This window comes from Corallococcus sp. BB11-1, assembly GCF_026626625.1.
Lineage (GTDB): Bacteria > Myxococcota > Myxococcia > Myxococcales > Myxococcaceae > Corallococcus > Corallococcus soli.
Genome location: NZ_JAPNJY010000022.1, coordinates 53,356 through 75,000 on the forward strand (window position 1 = coordinate 53,356; position 21,645 = coordinate 75,000).

The 21,645-nt window shown below is 71.9% G+C and carries 15 protein-coding genes; 7 read left to right on the forward strand and 8 right to left on the reverse strand.

Annotated features, from left to right (window positions below; genetic code table 11):
- Nucleotides 1–12: 12 nt before the first annotated feature.
- On the reverse strand, nucleotides 13–978 hold the full coding sequence (gene trxB / locus OV207_RS17005) for a thioredoxin-disulfide reductase (RefSeq protein WP_267556221.1): 966 nt from the start codon (nucleotides 976–978) through the stop codon (nucleotides 13–15).
- A gap of 81 nt (nucleotides 979–1,059) precedes the next feature.
- Between trxB and OV207_RS17010 the strand changes: the two genes are divergently transcribed.
- From OV207_RS17010 to OV207_RS17025, 4 genes are all read left to right on the forward strand, one after another.
- Complete coding sequence (locus OV207_RS17010; protein WP_193347710.1) at nucleotides 1,060–1,518, forward strand: cyclic nucleotide-binding domain-containing protein; 459 nt, start codon at nucleotides 1,060–1,062, stop codon at nucleotides 1,516–1,518.
- A 170-nt stretch (nucleotides 1,519–1,688) separates the two neighbouring features.
- Nucleotides 1,689–2,462: a RadC family protein gene (radC, locus tag OV207_RS17015; RefSeq protein WP_267556222.1), complete on the forward strand. Its 774-nt coding sequence runs from the start codon at nucleotides 1,689–1,691 to the stop codon at nucleotides 2,460–2,462.
- Entirely contained in the window at nucleotides 2,462–2,722 is a 261-nt protein-coding gene (locus OV207_RS17020) for a DUF3006 domain-containing protein (RefSeq protein ID WP_193347708.1), read from the forward strand. The genes radC and OV207_RS17020 overlap by 1 nt, the downstream gene beginning before the upstream one ends.
- 61 nt (nucleotides 2,723–2,783) lie before the next feature.
- On the forward strand, nucleotides 2,784–4,835 hold the full coding sequence (locus OV207_RS17025) for a RecQ family ATP-dependent DNA helicase (protein WP_420715228.1): 2,052 nt from the start codon (nucleotides 2,784–2,786) through the stop codon (nucleotides 4,833–4,835).
- Between the two features lie 10 nt (nucleotides 4,836–4,845).
- Here OV207_RS17025 and OV207_RS17030 read toward each other — a convergent pair whose 3' ends face one another.
- Entirely contained in the window at nucleotides 4,846–5,232 is a 387-nt protein-coding gene (locus OV207_RS17030) for a hypothetical protein (RefSeq protein WP_420715229.1), read from the reverse strand.
- 1 nt (nucleotide 5,233) lies between these two features.
- Nucleotides 5,234–9,010, reverse strand: a complete 3,777-nt coding sequence (locus OV207_RS17035) for a tetratricopeptide repeat protein (protein WP_267556225.1) — start codon at nucleotides 9,008–9,010, stop codon at nucleotides 5,234–5,236.
- 90 nt (nucleotides 9,011–9,100) lie between these two features.
- On the opposite strand from OV207_RS17035, the gene OV207_RS17040 reads away from it, so the two are divergent.
- Nucleotides 9,101–9,520, forward strand: coding sequence for a hypothetical protein (locus OV207_RS17040; RefSeq protein WP_193347705.1), 420 nt, complete (start codon nucleotides 9,101–9,103; stop codon nucleotides 9,518–9,520).
- Between the two features lie 333 nt (nucleotides 9,521–9,853).
- On the opposite strand, the gene OV207_RS17045 is transcribed toward OV207_RS17040, so the two are convergent.
- Nucleotides 9,854–10,819, reverse strand: coding sequence for an SDR family oxidoreductase (locus OV207_RS17045; protein WP_193347704.1), 966 nt, complete (start codon nucleotides 10,817–10,819; stop codon nucleotides 9,854–9,856).
- Nucleotides 10,816–11,670, reverse strand: a complete 855-nt coding sequence (locus OV207_RS17050) for a lysophospholipid acyltransferase family protein (protein ID WP_193347703.1) — start codon at nucleotides 11,668–11,670, stop codon at nucleotides 10,816–10,818. The genes OV207_RS17045 and OV207_RS17050 overlap by 4 nt, the downstream gene beginning before the upstream one ends.
- Before the next feature lie 91 nt (nucleotides 11,671–11,761).
- Between OV207_RS17050 and OV207_RS17055 the strand changes: the two genes are divergently transcribed.
- On the forward strand, nucleotides 11,762–13,162 hold the full coding sequence (locus OV207_RS17055; protein ID WP_267556226.1) for a DUF2252 family protein: 1,401 nt from the start codon (nucleotides 11,762–11,764) through the stop codon (nucleotides 13,160–13,162).
- Nucleotides 13,163–13,247: 85 nt separating this feature from the next.
- Here the strand turns inward: OV207_RS17055 and OV207_RS17060 are convergent, their stop codons facing one another.
- From OV207_RS17060 to OV207_RS17070, 3 genes are all read right to left on the reverse strand, one after another.
- The gene (locus OV207_RS17060) at nucleotides 13,248–14,195 is read right to left on the reverse strand and encodes a polysaccharide deacetylase family protein (protein WP_267556227.1); all 948 of its coding nucleotides are present in this window, start codon (nucleotides 14,193–14,195) and stop codon (nucleotides 13,248–13,250) included.
- A gap of 13 nt (nucleotides 14,196–14,208) precedes the next feature.
- Nucleotides 14,209–14,919: a glycosyltransferase family 2 protein gene (locus OV207_RS17065; RefSeq protein ID WP_267556228.1), complete on the reverse strand. Its 711-nt coding sequence runs from the start codon at nucleotides 14,917–14,919 to the stop codon at nucleotides 14,209–14,211.
- A gap of 79 nt (nucleotides 14,920–14,998) precedes the next feature.
- A complete protein-coding gene (locus OV207_RS17070) occupies nucleotides 14,999–16,312 on the reverse strand; it encodes a protoporphyrinogen/coproporphyrinogen oxidase (RefSeq protein WP_267556230.1) in 1,314 nt (437 codons plus the stop codon).
- 230 nt (nucleotides 16,313–16,542) lie between these two features.
- Here OV207_RS17070 and OV207_RS17075 point away from each other — a divergent pair, with 230 nt between their 5' ends.
- On the forward strand, nucleotides 16,543–21,513 hold the full coding sequence (locus OV207_RS17075; RefSeq protein WP_267556231.1) for a tetratricopeptide repeat protein: 4,971 nt from the start codon (nucleotides 16,543–16,545) through the stop codon (nucleotides 21,511–21,513).
- The last annotated feature ends 132 nt before the right edge of the window (nucleotides 21,514–21,645 follow it).

Genomic DNA, 21,645 nt, shown 5'->3' on the forward strand with positions numbered 1-21,645 from the left:
AGGCAGGGAGGGCTACTCGCCGTGTTCGATGAGCCAGCGCTCCGCGTCGATGGCGGCCATGCAGCCGGTGCCCGCGGCGGTGATGGCCTGACGGTAGTAGCTGTCCTGCACGTCACCGCAGGCGAAGACGCCGGGGATGTTGGTGCGCGTGCTGCCGGGAACGGTCTTCAGGTAGCCGCCCTGGTGCGTCTCCAGGATGCCCTGGAACAGCTCCGTGTTCGGCGTGTGGCCGATGGCGACGAACAGGCCGGTGGCGGTGAGCAGCTGGCTGTCGTTCGTCTTCAGATTGCGCACCACGGCGCCCGTCATCCCCTTGCTGTTGCCCACCACCTCCTCCACGGCGGAGTTCCACAGGAAGGAGATCTTCGGGTTGTTGAGCGCGCGCTCCTGCATCACCTTGGAGGCGCGCAGCGAGTCACGGCGGTGGATGAGCGTGACGTGGTTGACGATCTTCGCCAGGTACGTGGCCTCTTCCATGGCCGTGTCGCCGCCGCCCACCACCAGCACGTCCTGCTTCTTGAAGAAGGCCCCGTCACAGGTGGCGCACGCGGACACGCCCCGGTTCTTGTAGGTGTCCTCGCCCTTCACGTTCAGCCACTTGGCGGTGGCGCCCGTGGAGATGATGACCGTCTCCGAGCGCACCTGCATGCCGCTCTCGCTCTCCAGCAGGAAGGGCCGCTGGGAGAAGTCCACCTTGGTGATGTTCTCCATGTGCAGCGCGGTGCCGAAGCGCTCCGCCTGCTTCTGGAAGCGCTCCATCAGCTCCGGGCCGGTGATGGGCTCCGCGAAGCCGGGGTAGTTCTCCACGTCGGTGGTGACCATGAGCTGGCCGCCCGGCACGCGCTGGGGGTGCTCCAGGGTGGGGCCACCGGCGAACACCACGGGCTCCAGGTTCGCGCGCGCCGCGTAGATGGCGGCCGTGTAGCCCGCGGGCCCTGAACCGATGATGGTGACCTTCTGAATCTTGTCCTGCGACACGGCGCCTCCTGCGCTGATGCGTTTTCGGGCCCGGACGGTACCAGACGCCGTACTCCAGGCCATGATACGTACCTGGACCCCATGGATGCCGCTGTCCTCAAGAAGGTTGCGCTCTTCGAGGGATTGACCCAGGGCCAGCTCGCCAAGGTCGCCCGGATTGCCCAATCCCGGACCTACCCGGCCGGCGACTTCGTCTTCCGCGAGGGCGACACCGGGCAGGACATGTTCATCCTCACCGACGGCAAGGTGCGCATTTCCAAATCCGTGCCGGGCATCGGGGAGGAGGCGCTCGCCATCCTCGAACCGGGCCAGTATTTCGGGGAGATGGCGGTCATCGAGGATTCACCCCGCTCCGCGGACGCCATCGCCCACAGCGGCTGCACGGTGTGGGTCATCGAGCGGGAGAAGCTGGACCAGCTCATGTTCACGGACAAGGACCTGGCCTACGTGCTCCTCTGGACGTTCGTCCGCACGCTGAGCGAGCGGCTCCGCGAGACGAACGACAAGATCAAGGGCTTCTTCGCCATCTCCCGCTTCTAGCGGCCCGGCGCGCCCCCGCTTTTCGCGCGCCGAGAGCCCACTGGAGCACCGCTGTCCGTCCCACGGCCCGGCCCCTTCGCGCAGGTCTGGACGGAGGGCCTTCATTTCTCCCGGAGTGGGAGGTCAGGGCACATGCCTTGCTCTGTCTCCGCCGCGTGGAGGGAGGCGGGATGGAACAGGGTGGCGAGGCGTGGGTGGGGTCGGGCGAAGGGGGATCCACGGGCGGAGGGTCGGTGAGGGCCCGCACGGAGGACGCGCGCGAGCGCCTCTTCCGGTTGGGCGCGGAGGCCCTCACCGACCTGGAGCTGCTGGGCCTGCTGTGGACGGAGGGACCGCGAGGCGCGGGCCTGAAGGACGTGGCGGAAGGAGGGCTGACGCGGGGCGGGCTCAAGGCGCTGGTGCAGGAGGATCCGCGCACCCTCTGCGCGCGGCGGGGCGTGGGCCCCGCCCGGACGTCGCGGCTGCTGGCGGCGCTGGAGCTGGGGCGGCGCGCGCAGCGTTCACCGGAGCGCCGGCCCCGGCTGCGCACGCCGAAGGACATCCACGCGTACCTGGCGCCCACGCTGGGCGGGCTCCGGCGCGAGGTCTTCCACGTGCTGTGCTTCAACCCGCGCAACGTGCTGGTGCACGACGCCCGGGTGGCGGAAGGGACGCTGAGCGCGTGCCCGGTCGACCCGCGCGAGGTGTTCGCCGCGACGCTGTCCGCGAGGGCCACCGCCATCGTGCTCGCGCACAACCATCCCTCGGGTGACCCCGAGCCCAGCGTCCAGGACGTGGGGCTCACCGAACACCTGGCGCGGGCGGCGGGGCTGCTGGGCGTGAAGCTGCTGGACCATGTCGTCGTGGGGGACGGCGCCTATGTTTCCATGCTGGAGCGGGGCCTGCTGCCAGACAGCGAGCGGGAGGGGCGACGCAAGTGTGGCACGCCGGGTGGAGGTTGGTGATGGCGGCGGGGGTGCTGCTGGGGGTGGGCACGAGCCCCGTGCGGGTGGAGCTGCTGGAAGGCACGCGGGCTCGGGTGATCACGACCGGGAGCGGGCAGGCGTGCACCGTGGAGCGCTGGAGGCTGCCACCGGGCACACGCGAAGGGGACGTCCTCGTGGACGGTCGCCTGGACCCGGAGCGGACGGAGCACCTGCGGCGCGAGGTGGCGCGGAAACGGGCCGCGCTGGCGGTTCCACTTCCTCCGGGGCTCGACTTGTGAGGTGGGGCGCCGGTGCCCACGGACAGGGATAGGCGTTGACGGCCGACCCAGGATGATGAACATGCGCGCGATGCTGGAGTCCCTGCCCTTCCTCGAAGATGCCCAGCGGGGACTGGTGCGGTACTTCGGCCTGTCGGAGTTTCGTCCCGGCCAGGCCTCCGTCATCAACTCGGTGCTCAGCGGCCGCAACACCGTGGTGGTGATGCCCACGGGCGCGGGCAAGAGCCTGTGCTACCAGCTCCCGGCGCTGCTGCTGCCGGGCATCACGCTGGTGGTGTCGCCGCTCATCGCGCTGATGAAGGACCAGGTGGAGCAGCTCACCGCGAAGGGCATCCCGGCCACCTTCATCAACTCGTCGCTGTCGGACCTGGAGCGGGCGGAGCGCCTGCGCAAGCTGCGCGCCCGCGAGTACAAGCTGCTCTACGTCGCGCCGGAGCGCTTCCGCAGCGGGAGCTTCATGGAGCTGGTCGCGGAGCTGGGCGTGGAGCTGTTCGCCGTGGACGAGGCGCACTGCATCTCCCAGTGGGGCCACGACTTCCGGCCGGACTACGCGCTGCTGGGCCAGGTGCGCAAGCGGCTGCGCCCCCCGCGCACGGTGGCGCTCACCGCCACGGCGACGCCGGAGGTGCGCGACGACATCGTCCGCGTGCTGCTGATGAAGGAGCCCCGGGTGTTCGCCCAGGGCTTTGATCGGCCGAACCTCTTCCTCGACGTGGTGAACGTCAACGGGGACGAGGAGCGCCGGGAGGCCTGCACGCAGCTGGCGGCGAAGGGGGGCAGCGGCATCATCTACTGCTCCACGCGCAAGGCCGCGGAAGGGATGCACTCCGCGCTCGTGACGCGCAAGGTGCGCGCGGTGCTCTACCACGCGGGCATGGAGGACGACGCCCGCCGCCGCGCTCAGGAGGACTTCATGTCCGCGAAGGACGCGGTGGCGGTGGCCACCAACGCCTTCGGGATGGGCATCGACAAGCCGGACATCCGCTTCGTCGCGCACGCCAACATCCCCCGGGCGGTGGAGGCGTACTACCAGGAGATTGGCCGCGCGGGCCGGGACGGCAACCCCGCCACGGCGGTGCTGCTGTTCAACCACGCGGACGTGTACACGCAGGAGCGCCTCATCGAGAGCAGCCACCCGTCCGAGGCCGTGCTGTCCGACGTGTGGACCGCGCTCCAGGGCGTGGAGGAGTTCGACCGGGGCGTGCACGCGCTGGCGGGCATGGTGGGGGCCAGCGAGTTCGAGGTCTCCGCCGCGCTGCGCATCTTCGAGCGCGAGGGCAAGCTGGAGCGCGGCGGGCGCGGCGAGGGCGAGTACGGCCTGACGTTGACGGACAAGGCGGCCTCCGCCCAGCCGCACGCGCCAGAGACCCAGCGGCTTTTGCGCTCACTGCTGGAGACGTTCCCCGTGGGGCGACAGGCCACCACGGAGCTGCCCATCCTCGCCCGGCGCACGGCGCTGTCGGAGGACGAGGTCCGGCACGCGCTGGGCCTCCTGGAGAAGGCGGGCGTGGTGCGGGTGCGCAAGCCCTTCGCGGGGCGCTCCATCCGCGCGCTGGAGCGCGTGCCGTTCCGCGACCTGAGCGTGGACTTGAGCCGCGTTCGCACGCAGGAGCGGCACAACCTGCTGATGCTCAAGCGGATGACGGACTACGCGTACACGCCGAAGTGCCGGCGCGCGTTCATCCTCGGCTACTTCGGGCAGGCGGACGCGGCGGCCGTATGCGGGACGTGCGACCGGTGCGCGGGCAGCATGATGCCCAAGCCGTCCGGGTCCTCCTCGCGCTCCTCATCCGCGGGGGCCGGCGCGCCCGTGATGGTCTACAGCGAGCTTGCGTCCACGGAGCTGCGCCGCTGGCGCAAGGACCTGGCGAAGGACCTGGGCATCGCGCCCTTCATCATCTTCAACGACGCGACGCTGCTGGGCATCGCCTCCGCGCTGCCGGTGGACCGGGAGTCCTTCCTCGCGGTGAAGGGCACCGGGGAGAGCCGCTGGGAGCGCTTCGGCCCCAAGGTGGTGGAGATCTGCATGATGGCGCGCGCCGCGGGCCATGAGCCGCAGGCCACGCCGGTGCCGCCGCGCGTGCGCAAGTCGAAGCTGCGCCGCCCCACGTGAGTCCAGGCCGTCAGGCCGGGGGCGGGCCGCCCTTGCGGCTGGCGGCGCGAAGGATGGCCCACCGCAGCACGCCCATGATGGCGCCCACCACCAGCGCGAGCAGGAAGATGACCACCACGGTGACGACGCCGAAGAGGACGCGCACTCCCAGGTCGGAGATGCGGCCGTCGAAGTAGGCCGCGCGCAGCGGCTCCAGGCCGTGCACCACCTCCAGCGCCCGCGCCGGCAGGGAGTCGAGCGCCATGGACAGGCGCTCGACCAGCGGCGAGCGGAACCGTCGCCGGAGCAGCTCCACCACGATGCCCACCAGCAGGTAGAGCACCGACAGCAGGAAGGCGTTGCCCCACATGACCTGCAGCAGGGGTGAAGACGGGGGCCGCTCGCGCACGTCGGTCACGCTATCTCGACGCCCGACGCTTGAGGAGCGGAAGGGCCTTCTTCACGCGGGTGGCTTCCGGCGCGCCCCCGGCGAGCTTGAGGAAGGCCTCGTAGGACTCCACCGCCCGGGGCAGCTCCGCCGTCTCGCGTGCCAGGACGTCCGCCAGCGCCAGGTGCGCCATGCCGTCCGTGGGCTCCAGCTCCACCGCCTTGGCCAGCGCCTCGCGCGCGGGCGCCTCCTGCCGCTGCTTGAAGGCCACCAGCCCCAGCGCCAGGTGCGCCCGGCCGCTGAAGGGGGCCAGCTTCACGGCCTCGTCGGCCGCCACCCGCGCCTCCTTCACCAGACCGGCGCCCAGCAGCACCCTCGCGAGCGTCGTCTGGGCGAAGGCCTTGTCCCAGACGGTGGGCGCCTTGTCGGCCAGGTCCTTCAGCGTGCGCGACGCCCCACGGCCTCCGCCGGGCAGCTGCGCGTACAGCTCTCCCACGCGGCCGCACGTCGCGTCCGGCCCCTCGCGCCGCGCCGCCGCGAAGGCCGCGTCCGCGCTCTCCACCTGGCCCTGGCGCAGGAAGGCCTGGGCGATTTCACAGAAGGTGTCGGGGTCCTTGGAGTCCAGCTTGTTGGCGCGCTCCAGCGCCGAGAAGCCGCCCTTCGCGTCGCCGTTGCTGAACAGGAGCGCCGCGCGCAGCCGCTGCCCCTCCGCGTCATCCGGCGCGAGCTTCACCGCGCGGCCGGACGCCCCTTCCGCCTCCTTGCGGCGGCCGGACTGGTACAGCGCCAGCGCGAAGCCCTTGTGCGCCGCCGCGTTGCCCGGGTTGTCCAGCTGCCACGCCTCGAACTGCTTCAGCGCCTCCGGCGTGCGGCCCAGGGCCAGCAGCGCCCGGCCCAGCGCATCGCGGGCTTCGCCGTGCGCGCCGTTGCGCTCCACCGCCTGCGTCAGCGGCTTGAGGGCCATGTCCGGCAGGCCGCGCGCCAGCAGCAGCCGCCCCAGCGAACACGCGCCTTCGTAGTCGCGCGGGTCCTTCAGCGCCTCGTCGAACTGGGCCTGTGCCTTGTCCAGCGCGCGCTCACGCCAGTACACCTGCCCCAGCGCCACGCGCAGGTCGGTGCGCGGCCGCTTGGCCAGCGCCTTCTCCAGCACGTCGCGCGCCTGGGCGCCGTTGCCTTCGTTCGCGTCCGCCAGCGCCAGCCAGGCGACGGCCTCCGGCGGGTAGCGGTCGTTCACGCGCGTGCGGGCCAGCTCCACGCGGGCCTTCTTCCAGTCCCCGAGCCGCGCGTACGCCGCGCCTCGCACCAGCGCCACCTTGCGGCCACCATCCACCTCCAGCCGCTGGAGCGCCTCGCGCTCGCGGTCGCGGTCCAGCAGCGTGCGGCCCAGGCCTTCCTTCGCGGTCTCGCTCTTGGGCTGGAGCTTCAAGGCGGCCTCGTAGGCCTGCTGCGCGGCCTCCAGCTTGCCGGCGGCCCGGCCCGCGGCGCCGAGCGCGAGCTGGAAGTCCATGGCCAGCGGCCCCTGCGTGCCCTGGGAGAGCAGCGGGCGCGCCTCCTCGTACCGGCCCAGCGCGGACAGCAGCTCACCGTGCACGAGCTGCTGACGGGGCTTGAGCGCGGGAGGCAGCCGCGGATCCTTCGCCAACGGCGCCACCTCCGCCAGGGCGGCGTCCAGATCCTGCTCCAGCGCGAGCCGGCTTTCGGCCATGCCGATGCGGGCGGCCGGGTGCTCCTTGGAGACGTCTCGCGCGCGCTTGAACATCTCCAGCGCCTGCGCGAAGTCCTCGGAGGCTAGGTAGTAGCCGCCCAGGGACACCAGCGCGCGGACGTTGCCCGGCGACGCCTTGAGCGCCCGGTCGAAGCGGTCCAGGGCCTGCTTCTCGTCCTTCGCCGCCAGCAGCAGGTTGCCCGCCAGCGCGTGCACCTCCGTCACCTCGTCCTGCGAGGCGAGCAGCGCGCGGCGCGTCGATTCGCGGCCCCGCTCGTCCGCCACCAGCTCGTTGGTGGCCAGCGCCAGGCCCCCGAAGCCGTCCTTCACGCCCGGCCTCTCCAGCGCCTCCAGCGCCTGACGCCGGTCCTCGGAAGCACCGCCGTGGTCCTGGTAGCGCAGCGCGTGCGCGTAGGCCGTCAGCGCCCAGGCCTGCGCGCTGGACTCGTCCATGTCGCGCGCGCGTTCAAGCTGCCGGAGCGCTTCGTCCAGCGACGCGCCCGTGTCCTGCGCCACCGCGCGCCGGGCCAGCTCCAGCGTCTCCGACAGTGTCTGGCCGCCGCTGCGGGAGCGGTAGAGGACGAAGAAGCCCGCGCTCGCGATGAGGAAGATGACCGCGACGAAGAGGGCCACGGTCTTCGTGCCGTAGCGCTCCAGGAGGGACTGCTTCGCCCGCTCCTTGGCGATCTTCTCGTGCATCTCGCGCTCGTACTTCGCGGCGAGCGCCTCCGTGTCCTTCGCGTTCGCCGCCGCCTTGTTGCGAGCCGCGGCCGCCGCCAGGTCCGAGGCGTCCGGGATGTCATCCAGCAGTGAGCGCTTGCCACCCGACGTCGCCGCCACGGGCGCCACCGGCGCGGCGGCCCGGGGCCGGACCGCCTCGGGGCCTGGAAGGTTCCCGAGCAGTCCACTCCCCTGCGACGAGGCGGGCTCGTCGGCCGGGAGCTCCGGGAGGTCCGCGAGCATTCCGGACGAGCGTCCCCGGCCGCTCCCCGGCGCCGGAGGGCCACCCTGGGTCCCGGTCCCCTGCGCGGAGGCTCCATCCTGCTCCGGGGCACCGCCCTGCGCCGTACCCTCGGAACCAGGCTCCGTGGGGGGGCCCTGCTCCGGCTCTCCGGAGGTCGTGGCCCCGTCCCGCGTCGAGCGCCTGGAAGAAGCCCTGGCCCCGTCCTGCCCCATCAGCTCGGAAGCCGGATCCGCGTCACTTCCCTGCGCCGAGCGCTCGGAAGCCGGATCCGCGTCACTTCCCTGCGCCGTGTGCTCGGAACCCGGATCCGCGTCACTTCCCTGCGCCGTGCGCTCGGAGTGCGGATCCGCGTCGTTCCCCTGGGCCGTGCTCCCGGTGCCAGGAGCCGTGTCGCGTCCCTGCGCCGTGCGCTCGGCGCCCGGGCCGGTGGAGCCCTCCGCCCCGTCCGGGGACGCATGCCCTGCCGAAGCGCGTGCCTCCGCCGGGGTGCCGGAATCCGCCGCCGTCGGGGCCTCTCCGCTCGTCGGCGCGGTGCCGGACGCGGCGTGCTCCAGGCCTCCTGCTGGCGTCTCCGCCCGGGCCCGACGCGGCTCCAGCCCCGCGGCCGCGGCAGCTCGCGCACCGAACGCGGAGGGCTGCGCTTCGGTCGCCGGCGCCGGCGCTTCGTCGTCGTCCGGGGCCGCCGCAGGAACGGCCAGCGTGCCCAGGTCCGCGAAGATGGGCGCGGGCCCACCCGACAGCGCCTGCTGGGCCTGGTCCAGCCACTGCTTCACGCGCCCGTTGTTGGGCTGGAGCGCCACGGCCTTGCGAAGGATGGGCAGCGCCGAGCGGAACAGCCCGCGCTGCAACAACACCTCGCCAATGAGGTTGTAGGCGTAGGGGTTGTCCTTCTCGATGGCGATGGCCTGGTCGAACTGCTCCATCGCCTCCGCGGGACGGCCCAGTTGGATGAGGGCCTTGCCCCACAGCACCCGTCCCACGGTGGACGTGGGGTGGTGGGTGATGCCTTGGGTGCACACTTCAATCGTGCGCGCCGCGTCTCCCTTCTCCAACAACGCCTTCGCCAACTCCACGAAGACGGAAGAGGTCGGGTCCTGCCGGAGGAGCTGCTCGTAGCGCTCCACCATCGACTTGGCCATGTTGAGTCGCGACTCCGGTGCTCGGGCGGGAAGTGCGGACCATAGCACCGCCCTCGTCCCACGCACGCGGCGGGTGGTAGCGTCGTGCAGGTGAACCGCCTGCCTGCCCTGATGTTCGCCCTGCTCCTCGGTGGGGCGTGCGCCCACACGCCGCCGTCCTCGGACCTGGACGCGCTCCGCCCCGTCGTGGAGGGCTTCCACAAGAACCTGCGCTGGCGCAACTACCGCGCCCTGTCCACCTTCCTCGTCCCCGAGGAGCGCCAGGACTTCGAGCGCCAGCGCCGCGAGCTGCACGACGACCGCGACCTCACCGTCACGGACTACGAAATCGAATCCGTGAAGCTCTCCGAGGACGGCAAGCGCGCCACCGTCCACAGCCGCATCCAGTGGATGCGCCTGCCCTCCGCCTCCGAACAGACCGAGGCCGTCACCTCGGAGTTCGTCTTCCGGGACGGCGTCTGGCTGCTGGAGAAGCAGCAGGCGGGCCCGTTCGCGGGCGAGCTGGAGTAGAAAAAAAGTCGCCCACCGCCTCGGGGCCGGCCGAGACGGTGGGCGTCGAGGGTTCCCCAATGGAACCCCCTACCAGGGTGACGGTGCCGCGCGGTGTTGCTCAGGCCCGCTGCGACCTCGCCGTGTTGCCAGGGACATGAGCAAGGGCGGTGCCAACCTTCGCGCCCCCCTGCCCTGCCCTCAGCCTCCCTGGGAAATCAAACACTTGCGTGCCCGAGCCCCCCACCGCCACCGGGCCCCTCCTGACAGTCCTGTCAGGGGCCCCCTGCCACCCCACCACCCTCCCAATGACATCCGTGTCAGGGGATACGGGGGCGGCCCATGGGAAATCCGCTACTCGCCGACCACGGAGCGGATGGTGTCGCGCATGGAGTACCGGGACTTCCAGCCGACGTCCTGGACCCACCGGTTGCCGTCCACGGCGCAGAGGAACTGGATGTGGTCCAGCTCCGGGGGCGGGAAGTTGGCCAGGCGGTAGCGGAACATCAGGCCCAGGAGCGGGCGGGCCACCGGGTGCGGCACGGGGATGGCGGTGTGGCCCAGCTCTCCCAGCACCGCGGACAGGGGCACCTGGCCGGGACCGACGACGTTGTAGACGCCCTTGGGCTCCGGGCGCAGGGCCTCCACCATCGCGCGCGCCACGTCCTCCACGTGGATGAGCTGCACCATCGGGTCGAAGCCCGCGAGCGTCCACGGGTAGCGCAGCCGCAGGTAGTTGGACGGCGCGTTCTTGATGGTGGGCCCGACGATGTGGACGGGCCGCAGGATGACCGTCTCGATGTGCGGATGCTTCCAGAAGAAGCTGTGCGCCAGCATGTCCACTTCGATGAGGTCGCGCACCCCGGAGAAGCGGCTGGCGGCCATCAGCGGCGCGTCCTCCGTGAGGAAGTTGGAGTTGTCCGGGCTGGGGCCGTAGACATTGGCCGAGGACAGGACGACCACCTTCTTCACGCCGTACTTCGCGCAGTACTCCAGCAGGCGCGTGGTGCCCACGACGTTGAAGGAGTGGTGCTCCTCCTCGCTCATGCGCGGGTCGTGCATGATGCCCATGTGGATGACGGCGCGGATCTCGTTCTTGCGAAAGACGTCCTCCGCCTTCTTCTTGCGCAGGTCCATCTGGTGCATCTCGACGTCCTTCGGCTTGCCCAGGAAGGGGCGCCGATCGATGCCGATGATGCGCTCGCGCTTGTGCAGCATCTTCGCCAGGGTGCGGCCCAGGTTGCCGCTGATGCCGGTGACGACGACGGCGGGCTTCTTCGCATCCCCGCCCTCCTTCTCCTCCTCGTGCGGGGCGCTCACCAGAACACGCTCCGGCGTTCCTTGAGCCCCTGCTGGAGCATCCCCTGGATGGAGGCCTTCACGGTGCGCACCTTCTTGTCGAGTTCACTGTCCTCGTCGTCCGCGCGGCCGGTGAAGTGCAGCGCGTCTCCGAAGTAGATCCGGTACTTCGTGGGCAGCGGGAAGGCCGCGCCCGTGGGCGTGATGGGGAAGGACGGCATGCCCAGGAGCTTCGCCAGGGGCTTCAAGTTCATCAGCGCGGGGGCCTGCTCCTCCGCGCCCACCACGGCGATGGGGACGATGGGCGTGTTCGTCTCCAGGGCCAGCCGCATGAAGCCCAGGCCGAACTCCTGGAGCTGGTAGCGCTGGGGCCACAGCTTGTTGAGGCCGCGCGTGCCCTCGGGGAACACGAGGATGGCCTCTTCCGCCTCCAGCAGGCGGCGGCAGTTCTCCGGCGTGCCGACAATCTGGCCCACGCGCGCCATGAAGGTGGAGACGTAGGGCAGCGACGGCACCCACTTCTCCACCATGCTGCGGATGGCGCGCGGCGGAGAGCCCTCCACCATCAGGGCGATGCCAATCATCGCGCCGTCCATGGGCAGCTGGCCGGAGTGGTTGGATACCAGCAGCACGCGCCCGGCGGGGATGCGGTCCGCGCCGTAGGCCTCCACGCGGAAGTAGTGGCGGTAGAGCCACAGGAACGGGGCGATGGCCGCCAGGCTGTAGTCCAGGTTGAACCCGAACGGATCCACCCCGTACTCGTTCTCCGTCCGGGCCAGGCCCTGGAGTTCGCCGGATTGTGCTTCGCCCGCCATGCGCTCGGTCCAGCCGCGCAGGCCCTTCTTCACCTTGTCGCTGAAACGCTCCAGCATGGGCTGGCTCCTTAGCACCCCGGCACGCACGCCGGGAGTGGGCCGGCAACCCGCGCCGCGCTTATGACGATAACCTGTCGGAAGGTCGTCCATGCGCATCCCGCCCAAGCCCCCGCCAGCCCCCCGGATGCCCTCCGCTGGCGCCACCCTCGTGGTGACGGTGCTGACGCTGGCCTCCGCGAGCGCCCTCCAGCCCCAGGCGCCCCTGCCCCCTTCCGCGCGCCCCCACGGGGCCGTGGCCGCGAACGCCCCGGGGCGGCTCCCGACCGGACTCGCGCGGGAGCCCGCCCAGGGGGTGGCCTTCGTGCGCGACTTCAACGCGAAGCTGGGCCTGCCACCGGCGCGCCTGAAGGAGAAGCTCGCGATGATGCGCGAGAGCCCGTCGGCCATGTTCCGGGCGATGCCCGCCCTCTTCCACTCCGACCTCCGGGGCCCGTACGCGCAGGCGGCGAAGCTGGTGGACCGGCCGGCCCCCGACATCCTGGTGATGGGCGATGCCCACCTGGGCAACCTGGGCACGTTCCGGGGACCGGAGGGCAAGGCGGTGTGGGGGCTCAACGACTTCGACCAGGCGGGCACCGCGTCACCGGAGGCGGACCTCGCGCGGCTGGCCACCAGCGCCGTGCTCACCGCGCGCGGGGCGGGCCTGTCGGCCACGGAGCAGGCGGAGGCGGTGCGGACGTTGGCGGAGGCCTACGTCGAGACGCTGGAGCTGCTGGCGGACGGGGATGCGAACCCGGGCGCGTTCCTGACCCGAAAGGAGTCGTCCGGACCCGTGAAGGACCTCATCAGTGACTCGCGCGACACGTCGGCGAAGGACCTGCTGGCGAAGTACGTGAAGTTCGACGGGTCCAAGGGGCCCCGCTTCCTCACCACGGACACGCTCAGGCCCCTGGAGGCGACGCGGAAGGCCGCGGTGCAAGCGGCGCTGGCGCAGTACGCGACGTCCCTGAAGGGCACCGAGGGCGTGGCCGTCCCCCTGAACGTCCTGGACCTCGCGGAGCGTCTGGACGCGGGGGGCAGCAGCTACGGCCTGGAGCGCGACTGCGTGCTCGTGGGCGCGAAGGAGCCGAACGCTCCCCCCGTGCTGCTGGAGTTGAAGGAGCTGCTGGCCCCCAGCGTGGGTTCGCCCCCGAGCCCCGCCAACGGCGCGGACGTCGTGGAGGCACAGCGGGAGCTGGCCGGTGACGTGAACCCGCTCACGGGCGCGGTGAGCATGGGCGGCCGGGCCTTCCTCGTGCGCGAGGTGGAGCCGGAGAAGGGCAAGCTGGACGACGGCGCGCTCTCCAAGAAGAAGGCGCTGCACTCCACCGTCGAACAGGCGGGCGTGGTGCTGGCGCGGGCGCACGGCCACACGCGGGAGCAGGCCACGCGGCTGGAGTCATGGCTGGGCGGCGACACGCAGGAGGCCACGAAGCGGCTCACCGCCTTCGCGCGGGCCTATGCGGACCAAGCCGAAGCGGACTGGAAGGCCCTGAAGGCGGCGCGCTGATCCGCGAGGCGGAGTCCCCGTGTCTCTCGAAGGGGCTGAGGCGGGGCACGAAGTGGCGCCCCCGGGGCCGCCCACGGTGAGGCCCTCACAGCGTCGCGGAGAGCCGCCCCGCCGCGTCGCGCAGGGTGACGACGTCGAAGTCGTCCTTCAGCCACTGGAAGATGCTGCGCAGCCGCTCCTGCTTCTTCGCGGCGCTCACCCGCAGGTCGCGCTGCTGGCGCACGAGCTCCGGCGGGATGCCGTCCGCCGCGTCCAGCACGTCCACGCCGTGCAGCTCGAAGTTGAAGAAGGCATCCGCCCGGCACGCCCGGTAGGCGGCGCGCATGGTGCCGCGAGGCAGCGTGGTCGCGAAGGTGCCGATGAACGGGAAGCGCACCACCGGCGTCACCGTCATGGGCAGCTCCACCACCGCGCCCGCGCCCCGGCGGTAGGGCTGGGTGGGGTCCGGCCGGTACGGCACGCGCGGCGCGAGCAGCACGCGGGGCGTGTCCAGCACGGAGCGCGAGGGCCGCCCCAGCGCCGCGAGCGCCCCCATCACCGCCGCCTTCGCCGCGTAGTACGGCGCCGCCGGAAACGTGGAGGAGCCGTACAGGTATCCCTGCGCCACGGTGGCCGCGTACAGGTCCGCGTTCAGCGTGTAGCCGGGGGCCCGGAAGCCGGAGGGCCGCACGCCGGTGGCCTTCAGGATGGCCGCGTCCGCGCGCGCCAGGTCCTCGGCGATGGCGTCCGGTCCACGCCGCGTGAGCGCGTAGTCATGGGCGTGGCTGTGGCTCGCGACCTCGATGCCCGCCGTGTGGGCCTGCCGCATGCCGTCCGCCGCGCCGGGGTCCGCCTCCAGGTCCTCCCCGATGGCGAAGAACGTCCCGGGCGCGCCGACGGAGGTCAGCAGGTCGCGGAAGCGGGGCACCGCCACGCGGTGGATCAGCGTGCGGGCCCGCGCATCCAGCAGCGACTCGGGCAGCCCGTGGATCCGGCAGTAGTGCGGCAGCGAATCCAGGTCGACGGAGATGGACGCCAGTCGCGCCGCCGGCATGGAGGGCTCCTCTTCAGGTCCCGCGAACGCGGATGACGTAGAACAGCTTGCCCACGTTCTTGAGCACGTTGGGCACGCGCCGGAACAGGTGGATGGACGGCTGGCGCTTCTCGTGGAGCTGGATGGGGATCTCCATCACGTTGAGCCCCTCGCGCCACGCGCGGATGACGAACTCGCTGGCGAACACGTCCATGTCCACCACGCACTTCTGGATGACGGGCAGCAGCGCCTCACGCCGGAACGCCTTCAGGCCGTGCGTGTCGGTGCCCTGGAAGCCCAGCGCCACGCGCAGCAGCTTGTTGTGCACCCGCGTGGCCGCGCGGCGGATGAGGGGGCGCTGGTCGCTGGCGCCCTTGGCCGCCTTGGAGCCCACGACCATGTCCGCCTCACCGCGCTCCAGACGGGGCAGCGCCGCGTCGTAGAAGGTCAGGTCGCACAGGTCGATCTCATCACACACCACGTAGGTGCCCCGGGCCTTGAGGATGCCGGCCTTCAGCGCCACGCCGTAGTTGGGCGTCTCCGAGTGGAACCAGCGCAGGCGCGGGTTCTTGGCGCACAGCTCTTCCAGGAGCGCCGGCGTCGAGTCGCGCGACCCGTTCTCCGCGAAGATGATTTCGTAGTCGAGCCCGCGCGCATCCAGCCCCTGACGCAGCTCCTCGGCTGCCTGGGCGATGATGGACTCCTCGTTGTAGACGGGGATGACGACGGAGAGGTGCAGGGCCATGGTTCCAGAAGAAGCGAAAGGTAGGTCTGGGGCCTAGCACGGCCCCAACCCACCGTCGACAAGGAGATGACCCCTCGCGTCAGCCGTTCAGCGTCCGGGCGCAGGCCCGCCCGCCCAGGATGGCGTCCTCCATGGACGAGTACTCCCACTGGCCGTAGCGCCCCGCGGTGAGGATGCCCGCGTGCTCCAGGAAGCGGGCGACCTCCGCCTTCGCGGGCCCGTAGGCGTCGTCGTAGAGCACGTACGCGTTGGGGATCTCCCTCGCCTTGGCGAAGAGGACGTCGTCCTTCGAGTGGATCATCTGCGAGCGCAGCAGGTCCTCCACCGCCTTGCGCTCCGCGTCCTCCAGCGACAGCTCGCCGTGGTGGCTGAACTCCACGGAGAAGCTGGCCGTGTCGGCAGGGGCCAGGGGCGCGTACACCGCCGAGGGCGAGCCGATGCGGTACGCATGGAACTCCGGCTCCGGCAGGTAGATCCAATGCCAGGGCTGACGGTTCGCGCCCTTCGCGCCCACGCACACGTACGTGACGGTGAAGGCGCGCAGGCGCTTCGCCGCGGCCTGCACCTCCTCCGGGACCCCGGAGGCACCGCGTGCGATCAACTGCACCAGCGTGGGCAGCGCGATGGAGGACACGAGCCCCGAGTAGCCTTGCGTGCGCCCGTCCGACAGCACGACCTGCTTCGCCTTCCAGTCGATGGAGACGGGCTCGGTGTGCACGCTCAATTCGCCGCCGCGCAGGTGCTGTTTCATCGCCCGCGCCAGGCTCTCGATGCCGCCCTCGCGCGGGTAGAGGAACGACGCGTTGTAGCCCAGCTGGTCGCTGCCGGCCCCGAGCGCCCCGTCGACGACCTCCTTGAGGGTGGGACGCGGCACGAAGCGGCCCACCCAGTTGGCGGACATCTCGCGCGGGTGCACGGTCCACAGCTTCTGGTTGTAGGGCAGCATGAAGTTCTTCGCGAAGCCTTCACCCATGTAGCGGAGGATGAACTCCTCGAAGTTGACCGGCTCGCGCTCGCGCAGGGCCCGGCCCTTCTCGCCGTAGATGGCCTCCACGTAGCCGACCAGGTTCTCCGCCACGACCTCCGGCGGCAGCCCGTGGGTGTTCACCTGGTAGGGGAAGCGCGTGAAGGTGCCGCGCGAGAACACCGCGGCGCGGCGCTGGATGCGCACCATCTGGTCCGGCATCCAGAGGGTGTTGACCAGCTCCTGGATCTCAGGGTCCCGCAGGTGGAGCCAGTGACCGGTGGGGTCGAAGTAACACCCGTCGATGACCTCGGTCTTGATGAGGCCGCCAACCCGGTCCGACTTCTCGATGAGGCGCCAGGGGCGCTTGAGGAAATGCGCGGTGGACAGGCCCGCCAGGCCCGCCCCGAGGATGACGATGGGATCCATGCGCCGTCGGGTCTACCACCTCGGCCGGGACGCAGGAAAAGGAAGGCACACTGCCGGTAGGGGCGGGCGCCCGCCCTCCTGCCCGGCCGGGTGACGACTCTGCGCCCGGGGGCGCGTTCTTTCCGGGCTTGAAACGGCTCTGCTAGCCTGCACGCGCCGCGCGGACCATCGCACCGCACCAATTCATTGCTGCGCGTGCGCGCGCCAGCCGGTCTCGTCGAAGGAAAACAATGAAAGTCTCCTGCCCGTCGTGCCAGACGAACTACAACATCGATGACAGGCGGATCCCGCCCGGGGGCGCGAAGCTCAAGTGTGCCCGGTGCCAGACCACGTTCCCCATCAAGGCCGAGGGCGTGAGCGCAGACGCTCCGGAGGCCGCGCCGCCCACCGCGCCCAAGGCCGCCGCCATCCCCCTCCCGGGAAGTGCCGCGCCCCAGGCCGCCGCGATTCCCCTGCCCGGTAGCGCCGCACCCCAGGCCGCCGCCATCCCCCTCCCGGGCAGCGCCGCCCCCCAGGCCGCCGCGATTCCCCTCCCGGGAAGTGCCGCCCCCCGCGCCGCCGCGATTCCTCTCCCGGGAAGTGCCGCGCCCCAGGCCGCCGCGATTCCCCTGCCCGGCAGTGCCGCGCCCCAGGCCGCCGCCATCCCCCTCCCGGGCACCGCGGCCCCACGCGCCGCCGCCATCCCCCTGCCCGGCAGCACCGTGCCCCAGGCCGCCGCCATCCCGATGGGCGCCGGACCGTCCCCCCTGCCCGGCAGCGCCGGCCCCCGCGCCGCCGCCATCCCTCTCCCGGGCAGCGCGGCACCGCAGGCCGCCGCCATTCCGCTGCCCGGCAGCGCCGCCCCTCAGGCCGCCGCCATCCCGATGGGCGCCGGTCCCGCCGCCATTCCGCTGCCCGGCAGCGCCGCACCGCAGGCCGCCGCGATTCCGATGGGCGCCGGTCCCGCCGCCATCCCCCTGCCCGGCAGCGCCGCCCCGAAGTCCGCGCCCATCGCCATGGGTACCGGCCCCGCCGCGATTCCGCTGCCCGGCAGCGCCGCGCCTCGTGCCGCCGCCATCCCCCTGCCCGGAAGCGCCGCCCCCCAGGCCGCCATCCCGATGGGCGCGGGGCCCTCGTCCGCGGCCATTCCGCTGCCCGGCGGTGCCGCCCCGCCCGCCGCCATCGCGCTGCCGCCCGTCCCGTCGGAGGATCCGTTCTCCTTCGACGATGAGGTCCCGTCCTACGCCTCGCCGGGCGTGGCCGCGCCCCGGGCCATCTCGCTCGACGCGGGCCCGTCCGCGCCGGTGGCCCTGCCCGACGACTCCTTCAGCTTCGACATGGACGCCGCGCCGCCGCAGGCCGCGCCCATGGCCGCGGAAGACGACTTCTCCGAGGTGGGCAGCGGCGAGTTCTCCTCGCTCGAAGCCGACCCCCAGGGCTTCACCGAGCGCGAGGACGTGACCCGCGTCGTCACCATCCCCGTCCCCAACGCCGCCTACCGCGAGCCCGCCGCCTACGGCACCCACGAGCCGGCCGGCACCGCGCGCGACTTCGACTTCTCCGAAGCCCCCGTCGGCGCCCCCGAACCCGAGTCCGACTTCGGCAGCACGCCCGACTTCGACTTCGCGGAAGGCGACAACCTCCCCGTCCCCGCGCCCTCCCCGGAGGACGCGTTCACCTTCGACATCAACGACCCGTCCAACGCCCACGGCCCCGCGGCCTCGCGGCCCCAGCCCCAGACGTACGGCTACGGCTCCGAGCCCCAGGCGGACGCCTTCGCGATGGCGCCGCCCCCCAGCTACGAGCCCGAAGCGGATCCCTTCGGCCTGCCCCCGCCGTCCGACTACGCCCAGGCGTCCGTCCCCGAAGCCGACCCGTTCGCCCTGCCCCCGCCGCCAGCGTCCGGCCCGTCGTCCTACGACATGGGGGGCCTGCCCGCCGCCGGAGACGACCCGTTCGCCCTGCCGCCCTCGCCCGGCATGGACTTCTCCGACCTGCCCTCGCCCGCGTCCTCCCAGGCGATGGACTTCTCCGACCTGCCCTCGCCCGCCGCGTCGCAGGCCGTGTCCTTCGACTTCGCCGAAGCGCCGGCCCCCGCGTACGGCCAGACGCCCATGCCCGAAGGGGACCCGTTCGCGGTGGACTTCTCCTCCCCGCCCGCGGGCGCGCCGCCCACGACGGACTTCCAGCTCGACTTCGGAGACCCCGCCCCGGCCGCGCCGCCGCCCTCCCGCGTCAACCCGGCGACGGACTTCGGTGACGTGGACTTCGGGGACCCCTCCCCCTCCACGTCCCCCCCGGTGGGCCTGCCGGACGCGCTGGAGTTCGACCCCACCGCCGCCCCCCTGGATGATTTGGAGGCGGACCTCTCCGCGCCGCTGCCGCCCCCGCCCGCCGCGGGCCCCACGGACGGCCTGGAGATGCTCAGCTTCATCGACGACGCCGCCGGCAAGGAGGCCGGTGGACGCTCGCAGGTGAAGCGCTTCCACGTGCGCCGCCGCTCCGGGAAGATGTTCGGCCCGTTCGAAGAGGGCGTCATCGTCAAGATGCTCGAGGACGGCCAGCTGCTGGGCAACGAGGACGTCTCCGCCGACTCGGAGAGCTGGTCCGCCATCGGCACGGTGCCCATCTTCGCCTCCGCCATCCAGCGGCTGATGGAGGGCCCGTCCAAGGCCATCCCCGTCGCGGCCTCCTCCGCCCAGCCGGGCCCGGACGCCGCCAGCGCGGAGCCCGCGAACGGCCAGGCCAGCATGGAGCGGCTGCGCCAGCTCTACGAAGGCCGCATGGCCGCGGTGTCCGTCGTGGACCGCAGCGCCGCCGACCTCAAGTGGAAGAAGCGCATCCCCTTCCTGGTGGCCGCGGGCGTGTCGGTGCTCGTGCTGGGCACGGGCGCGGCCTTCGAGGCCAGCCGCTATGGCGCCTTCGGCCGCCACAAGTTCTTCCCCGCCACCGTCGCCGCCGGCTCGCCCCAGGCGAAGCTGGTCGCGGAGGCGAAGCAGGGCCTGCTGAAGGACACCTACGCCAGCTACCAGGAAGCGCGGAGCAAGAGCGCGCAGGTGCTGAAGGGCAAGGAGTACCCGGAGGTCCGCGCCCTCTGGTGCCAGTCCGTGGCCTACCTGCAGCGCCGCTACGCGGCCGCGGAGCGCGCCGACCTCAACACCTGCGACAAGCGCCTGGAGGACATCGCGCTGCTGGGCGACAAGAACGTGGAGGTCCTCAAGACGACCGCCGGGCTCGCGCTCAACACGCGCAAGGGCGCGGACGTGCAGGCCCGCCTGAAGGACGCCTACAGCCGTGAGGGCAACCAGGGCGACCTGGAGCTCGCCTTCCTCCTGGCGGAGACGTACGCGCAGCAGAAGGACAATGACAACGCCATCGCCACGCTGAAGAAGGTGCTGGAGCGGGACGCGCAGTCCGCCAAGGCCCACCACGCGCTGGGCAACCTGTACCAGGCGGCGGGCAAGGCCGACGAGGCCGCCCAGGCCTACGCCGCCGCGCTCAAGGCCGACCCGCAGCACGCCGCGTCCGCGGTGGAGCTGGCCGCGGTGGAGCTGCTGGTGCGCAAGGCGGACATCGCGCAGGGCGTCCAGGCGGTGGAGAGCGCCCTCACGCTGCAGAACGAGCTGGGGCCCGCCGAGCGCGCCCGCGCCCGCGGCCTCAAGGGCGTGGCCCTCTTCCAGCAGTTCAAGCCCAAGGAAGCCGAAGCCGAGCTGAAGGCGGCCCTCAAGGACAACGAGGACTCCACCTTCATCAAGGCGCAGCTCGCCCAGGTGCTGCGCTCCCAGCGCGACTACGACGGCGCGCGGCCCCTCTTCGAGTCGCTTGCGAAGGAGGACGGCGGCAACCTGGAGTACGTGGACGGCCACATCACCTCGCTGGTGATGACGGGCAAGATGCAGGACGCGCTCGCCGCCGTGGAGGCCGCCAGCAAGGGCTTCCCCAACGAGGCGCGCATCGCGTACCTCTACGGCCGCATCGAGGACGCGCTCGACAAGCCCCTGGACGCGGAGGGCCACTTCAAGCGCGCCAACGCCGCGGATCCGAAGCTCGTGGACGCGGGCCTCTACCTGGGCCGCCTGTACCTGCGGCAGCACCGCAACGCGGACGCCCGCGCCCTGCTGGAGGCCGCCGCCAAGCAGGCGCCGGACCACGCGGGCGTGCACGCGGGCCTGGGAGAGCTGGCGCTCGCGGAGAACAACAGCCTGCTGGCGCAGCAGGAGTTCGACCGCGCCGTGCAGCTGGACCCCAACCTCGCGGACGCCCACCTGGGCCTGTCGCGCGTGGCCCTGCTGGGAGGCGACGCAGCCCGCGCGGAGACGGAGGCCAACCGGGCCCTGGAGCTGGACCCGCACCTCTTGAAGGACGGCCGGCTGCAGCGCGGGCTGGTGCTCTGGCGGCTGCACCGGCTGGACGAGGCCGCGGCGGAGCTGGAGAAGGCCAAGCAGGAGGACCCCCGCTCCACCACCACCCCCATCACCCTGGGCGCGGTGCTCCTGGAGAAGGGCGACCTGCCCGGCGCTGAGAGCAACCTGGGCCTCGCGCTGCGCAACGAGCCCTCCAACCACGAGGCGCTCTACTACCTGGGCCTCGTGCGCGCGAAGCGCTCCGAGTACACCCAGGCCATCGACAGCATGAAGAGCGCGGTGGAGCGCGCGCCCAAGCGCCCGGACTACCACTACGCCTACGGCGTCATCCTGCGCGACGCGAAGAAGCTGCCGGAGGCCGTGGGGCAGTGGAAGGCCGCCGTGGAGCTGGACGCCAACTACGCGGACGCGCACGAGGCCCTGGGGCACGCGTACATGGAGAGGGGCGACTTCGACGGCGCCATCGCCTCCTTCGAGTCCGCGCTCAAGGCGGATCCGCAGCGCACGCGGGTGATGGGCGCCATTGGCGACGCGCTCTTCAACGCCGCCCGCTGGGACGACGCCGTGCGCCGCTACCAGGCGGCCATCAAGGCGGATCCGAAGCTCACGTACGTCTACTACAAGGTCGCGCGCGCCTTCTCCGAGCAGGCCCAGCACGCCAAGGCCATTGACTGGTACCGCAAGGCCACCGCCGCCGAGCCCCAGAACCCGCAGCCGTTCTACTACCTGGGCTTCGCCTACAAGGAGCGCAACAAGCGCAAGGACGCCATCTCCGCCTTCAAGGAGTACCTGGTGAAGAAGCCGGACGCGGCGGACAAGAAGGACATCGAGGACGAAATCTACGACCTCGAACACTGACCCGGGCCCCTCGGGCGGGCCTCCGGGTCCGCCTGGAGGGGGCGCGCGGTCAGCCTGGAGCCACGGGCGGCGTCCGGCCGTGAGCATGCCGGGCGTGGTGAGCCTTGCCGGCCCACGCCCGGGATGACTACA

Bases quoted from the DNA above. Each gene is read 5' to 3' on its own strand.
- OV207_RS17010 (WP_193347710.1), top strand. From the start codon at position 1,060: ATGGATGCCGCTGTCCTCAAGAAGGTTGCGCTCTTCGAGGGATTGACC.
- radC (WP_267556222.1), top strand. From the start codon at position 1,689: ATGGAACAGGGTGGCGAGGCGTGGGTGGGGTCGGGCGAAGGGGGATCC.
- OV207_RS17020 (WP_193347708.1), top strand. From the start codon at position 2,462: ATGGCGGCGGGGGTGCTGCTGGGGGTGGGCACGAGCCCCGTGCGGGTG.
- OV207_RS17025 (WP_420715228.1), top strand. From the start codon at position 2,784: ATGCGCGCGATGCTGGAGTCCCTGCCCTTCCTCGAAGATGCCCAGCGG.
- OV207_RS17035 (WP_267556225.1), bottom strand. From the start codon at position 9,010: ATGGCCAAGTCGATGGTGGAGCGCTACGAGCAGCTCCTCCGGCAGGAC.
- OV207_RS17050 (WP_193347703.1), bottom strand. From the start codon at position 11,670: ATGCTGGAGCGTTTCAGCGACAAGGTGAAGAAGGGCCTGCGCGGCTGG.
- OV207_RS17055 (WP_267556226.1), top strand. From the start codon at position 11,762: ATGCGCATCCCGCCCAAGCCCCCGCCAGCCCCCCGGATGCCCTCCGCT.
- OV207_RS17060 (WP_267556227.1), bottom strand. From the start codon at position 14,195: ATGCCGGCGGCGCGACTGGCGTCCATCTCCGTCGACCTGGATTCGCTG.
- OV207_RS17065 (WP_267556228.1), bottom strand. From the start codon at position 14,919: ATGGCCCTGCACCTCTCCGTCGTCATCCCCGTCTACAACGAGGAGTCC.
- OV207_RS17070 (WP_267556230.1), bottom strand. From the start codon at position 16,312: ATGGATCCCATCGTCATCCTCGGGGCGGGCCTGGCGGGCCTGTCCACC.
- OV207_RS17075 (WP_267556231.1), top strand. From the start codon at position 16,543: ATGAAAGTCTCCTGCCCGTCGTGCCAGACGAACTACAACATCGATGAC.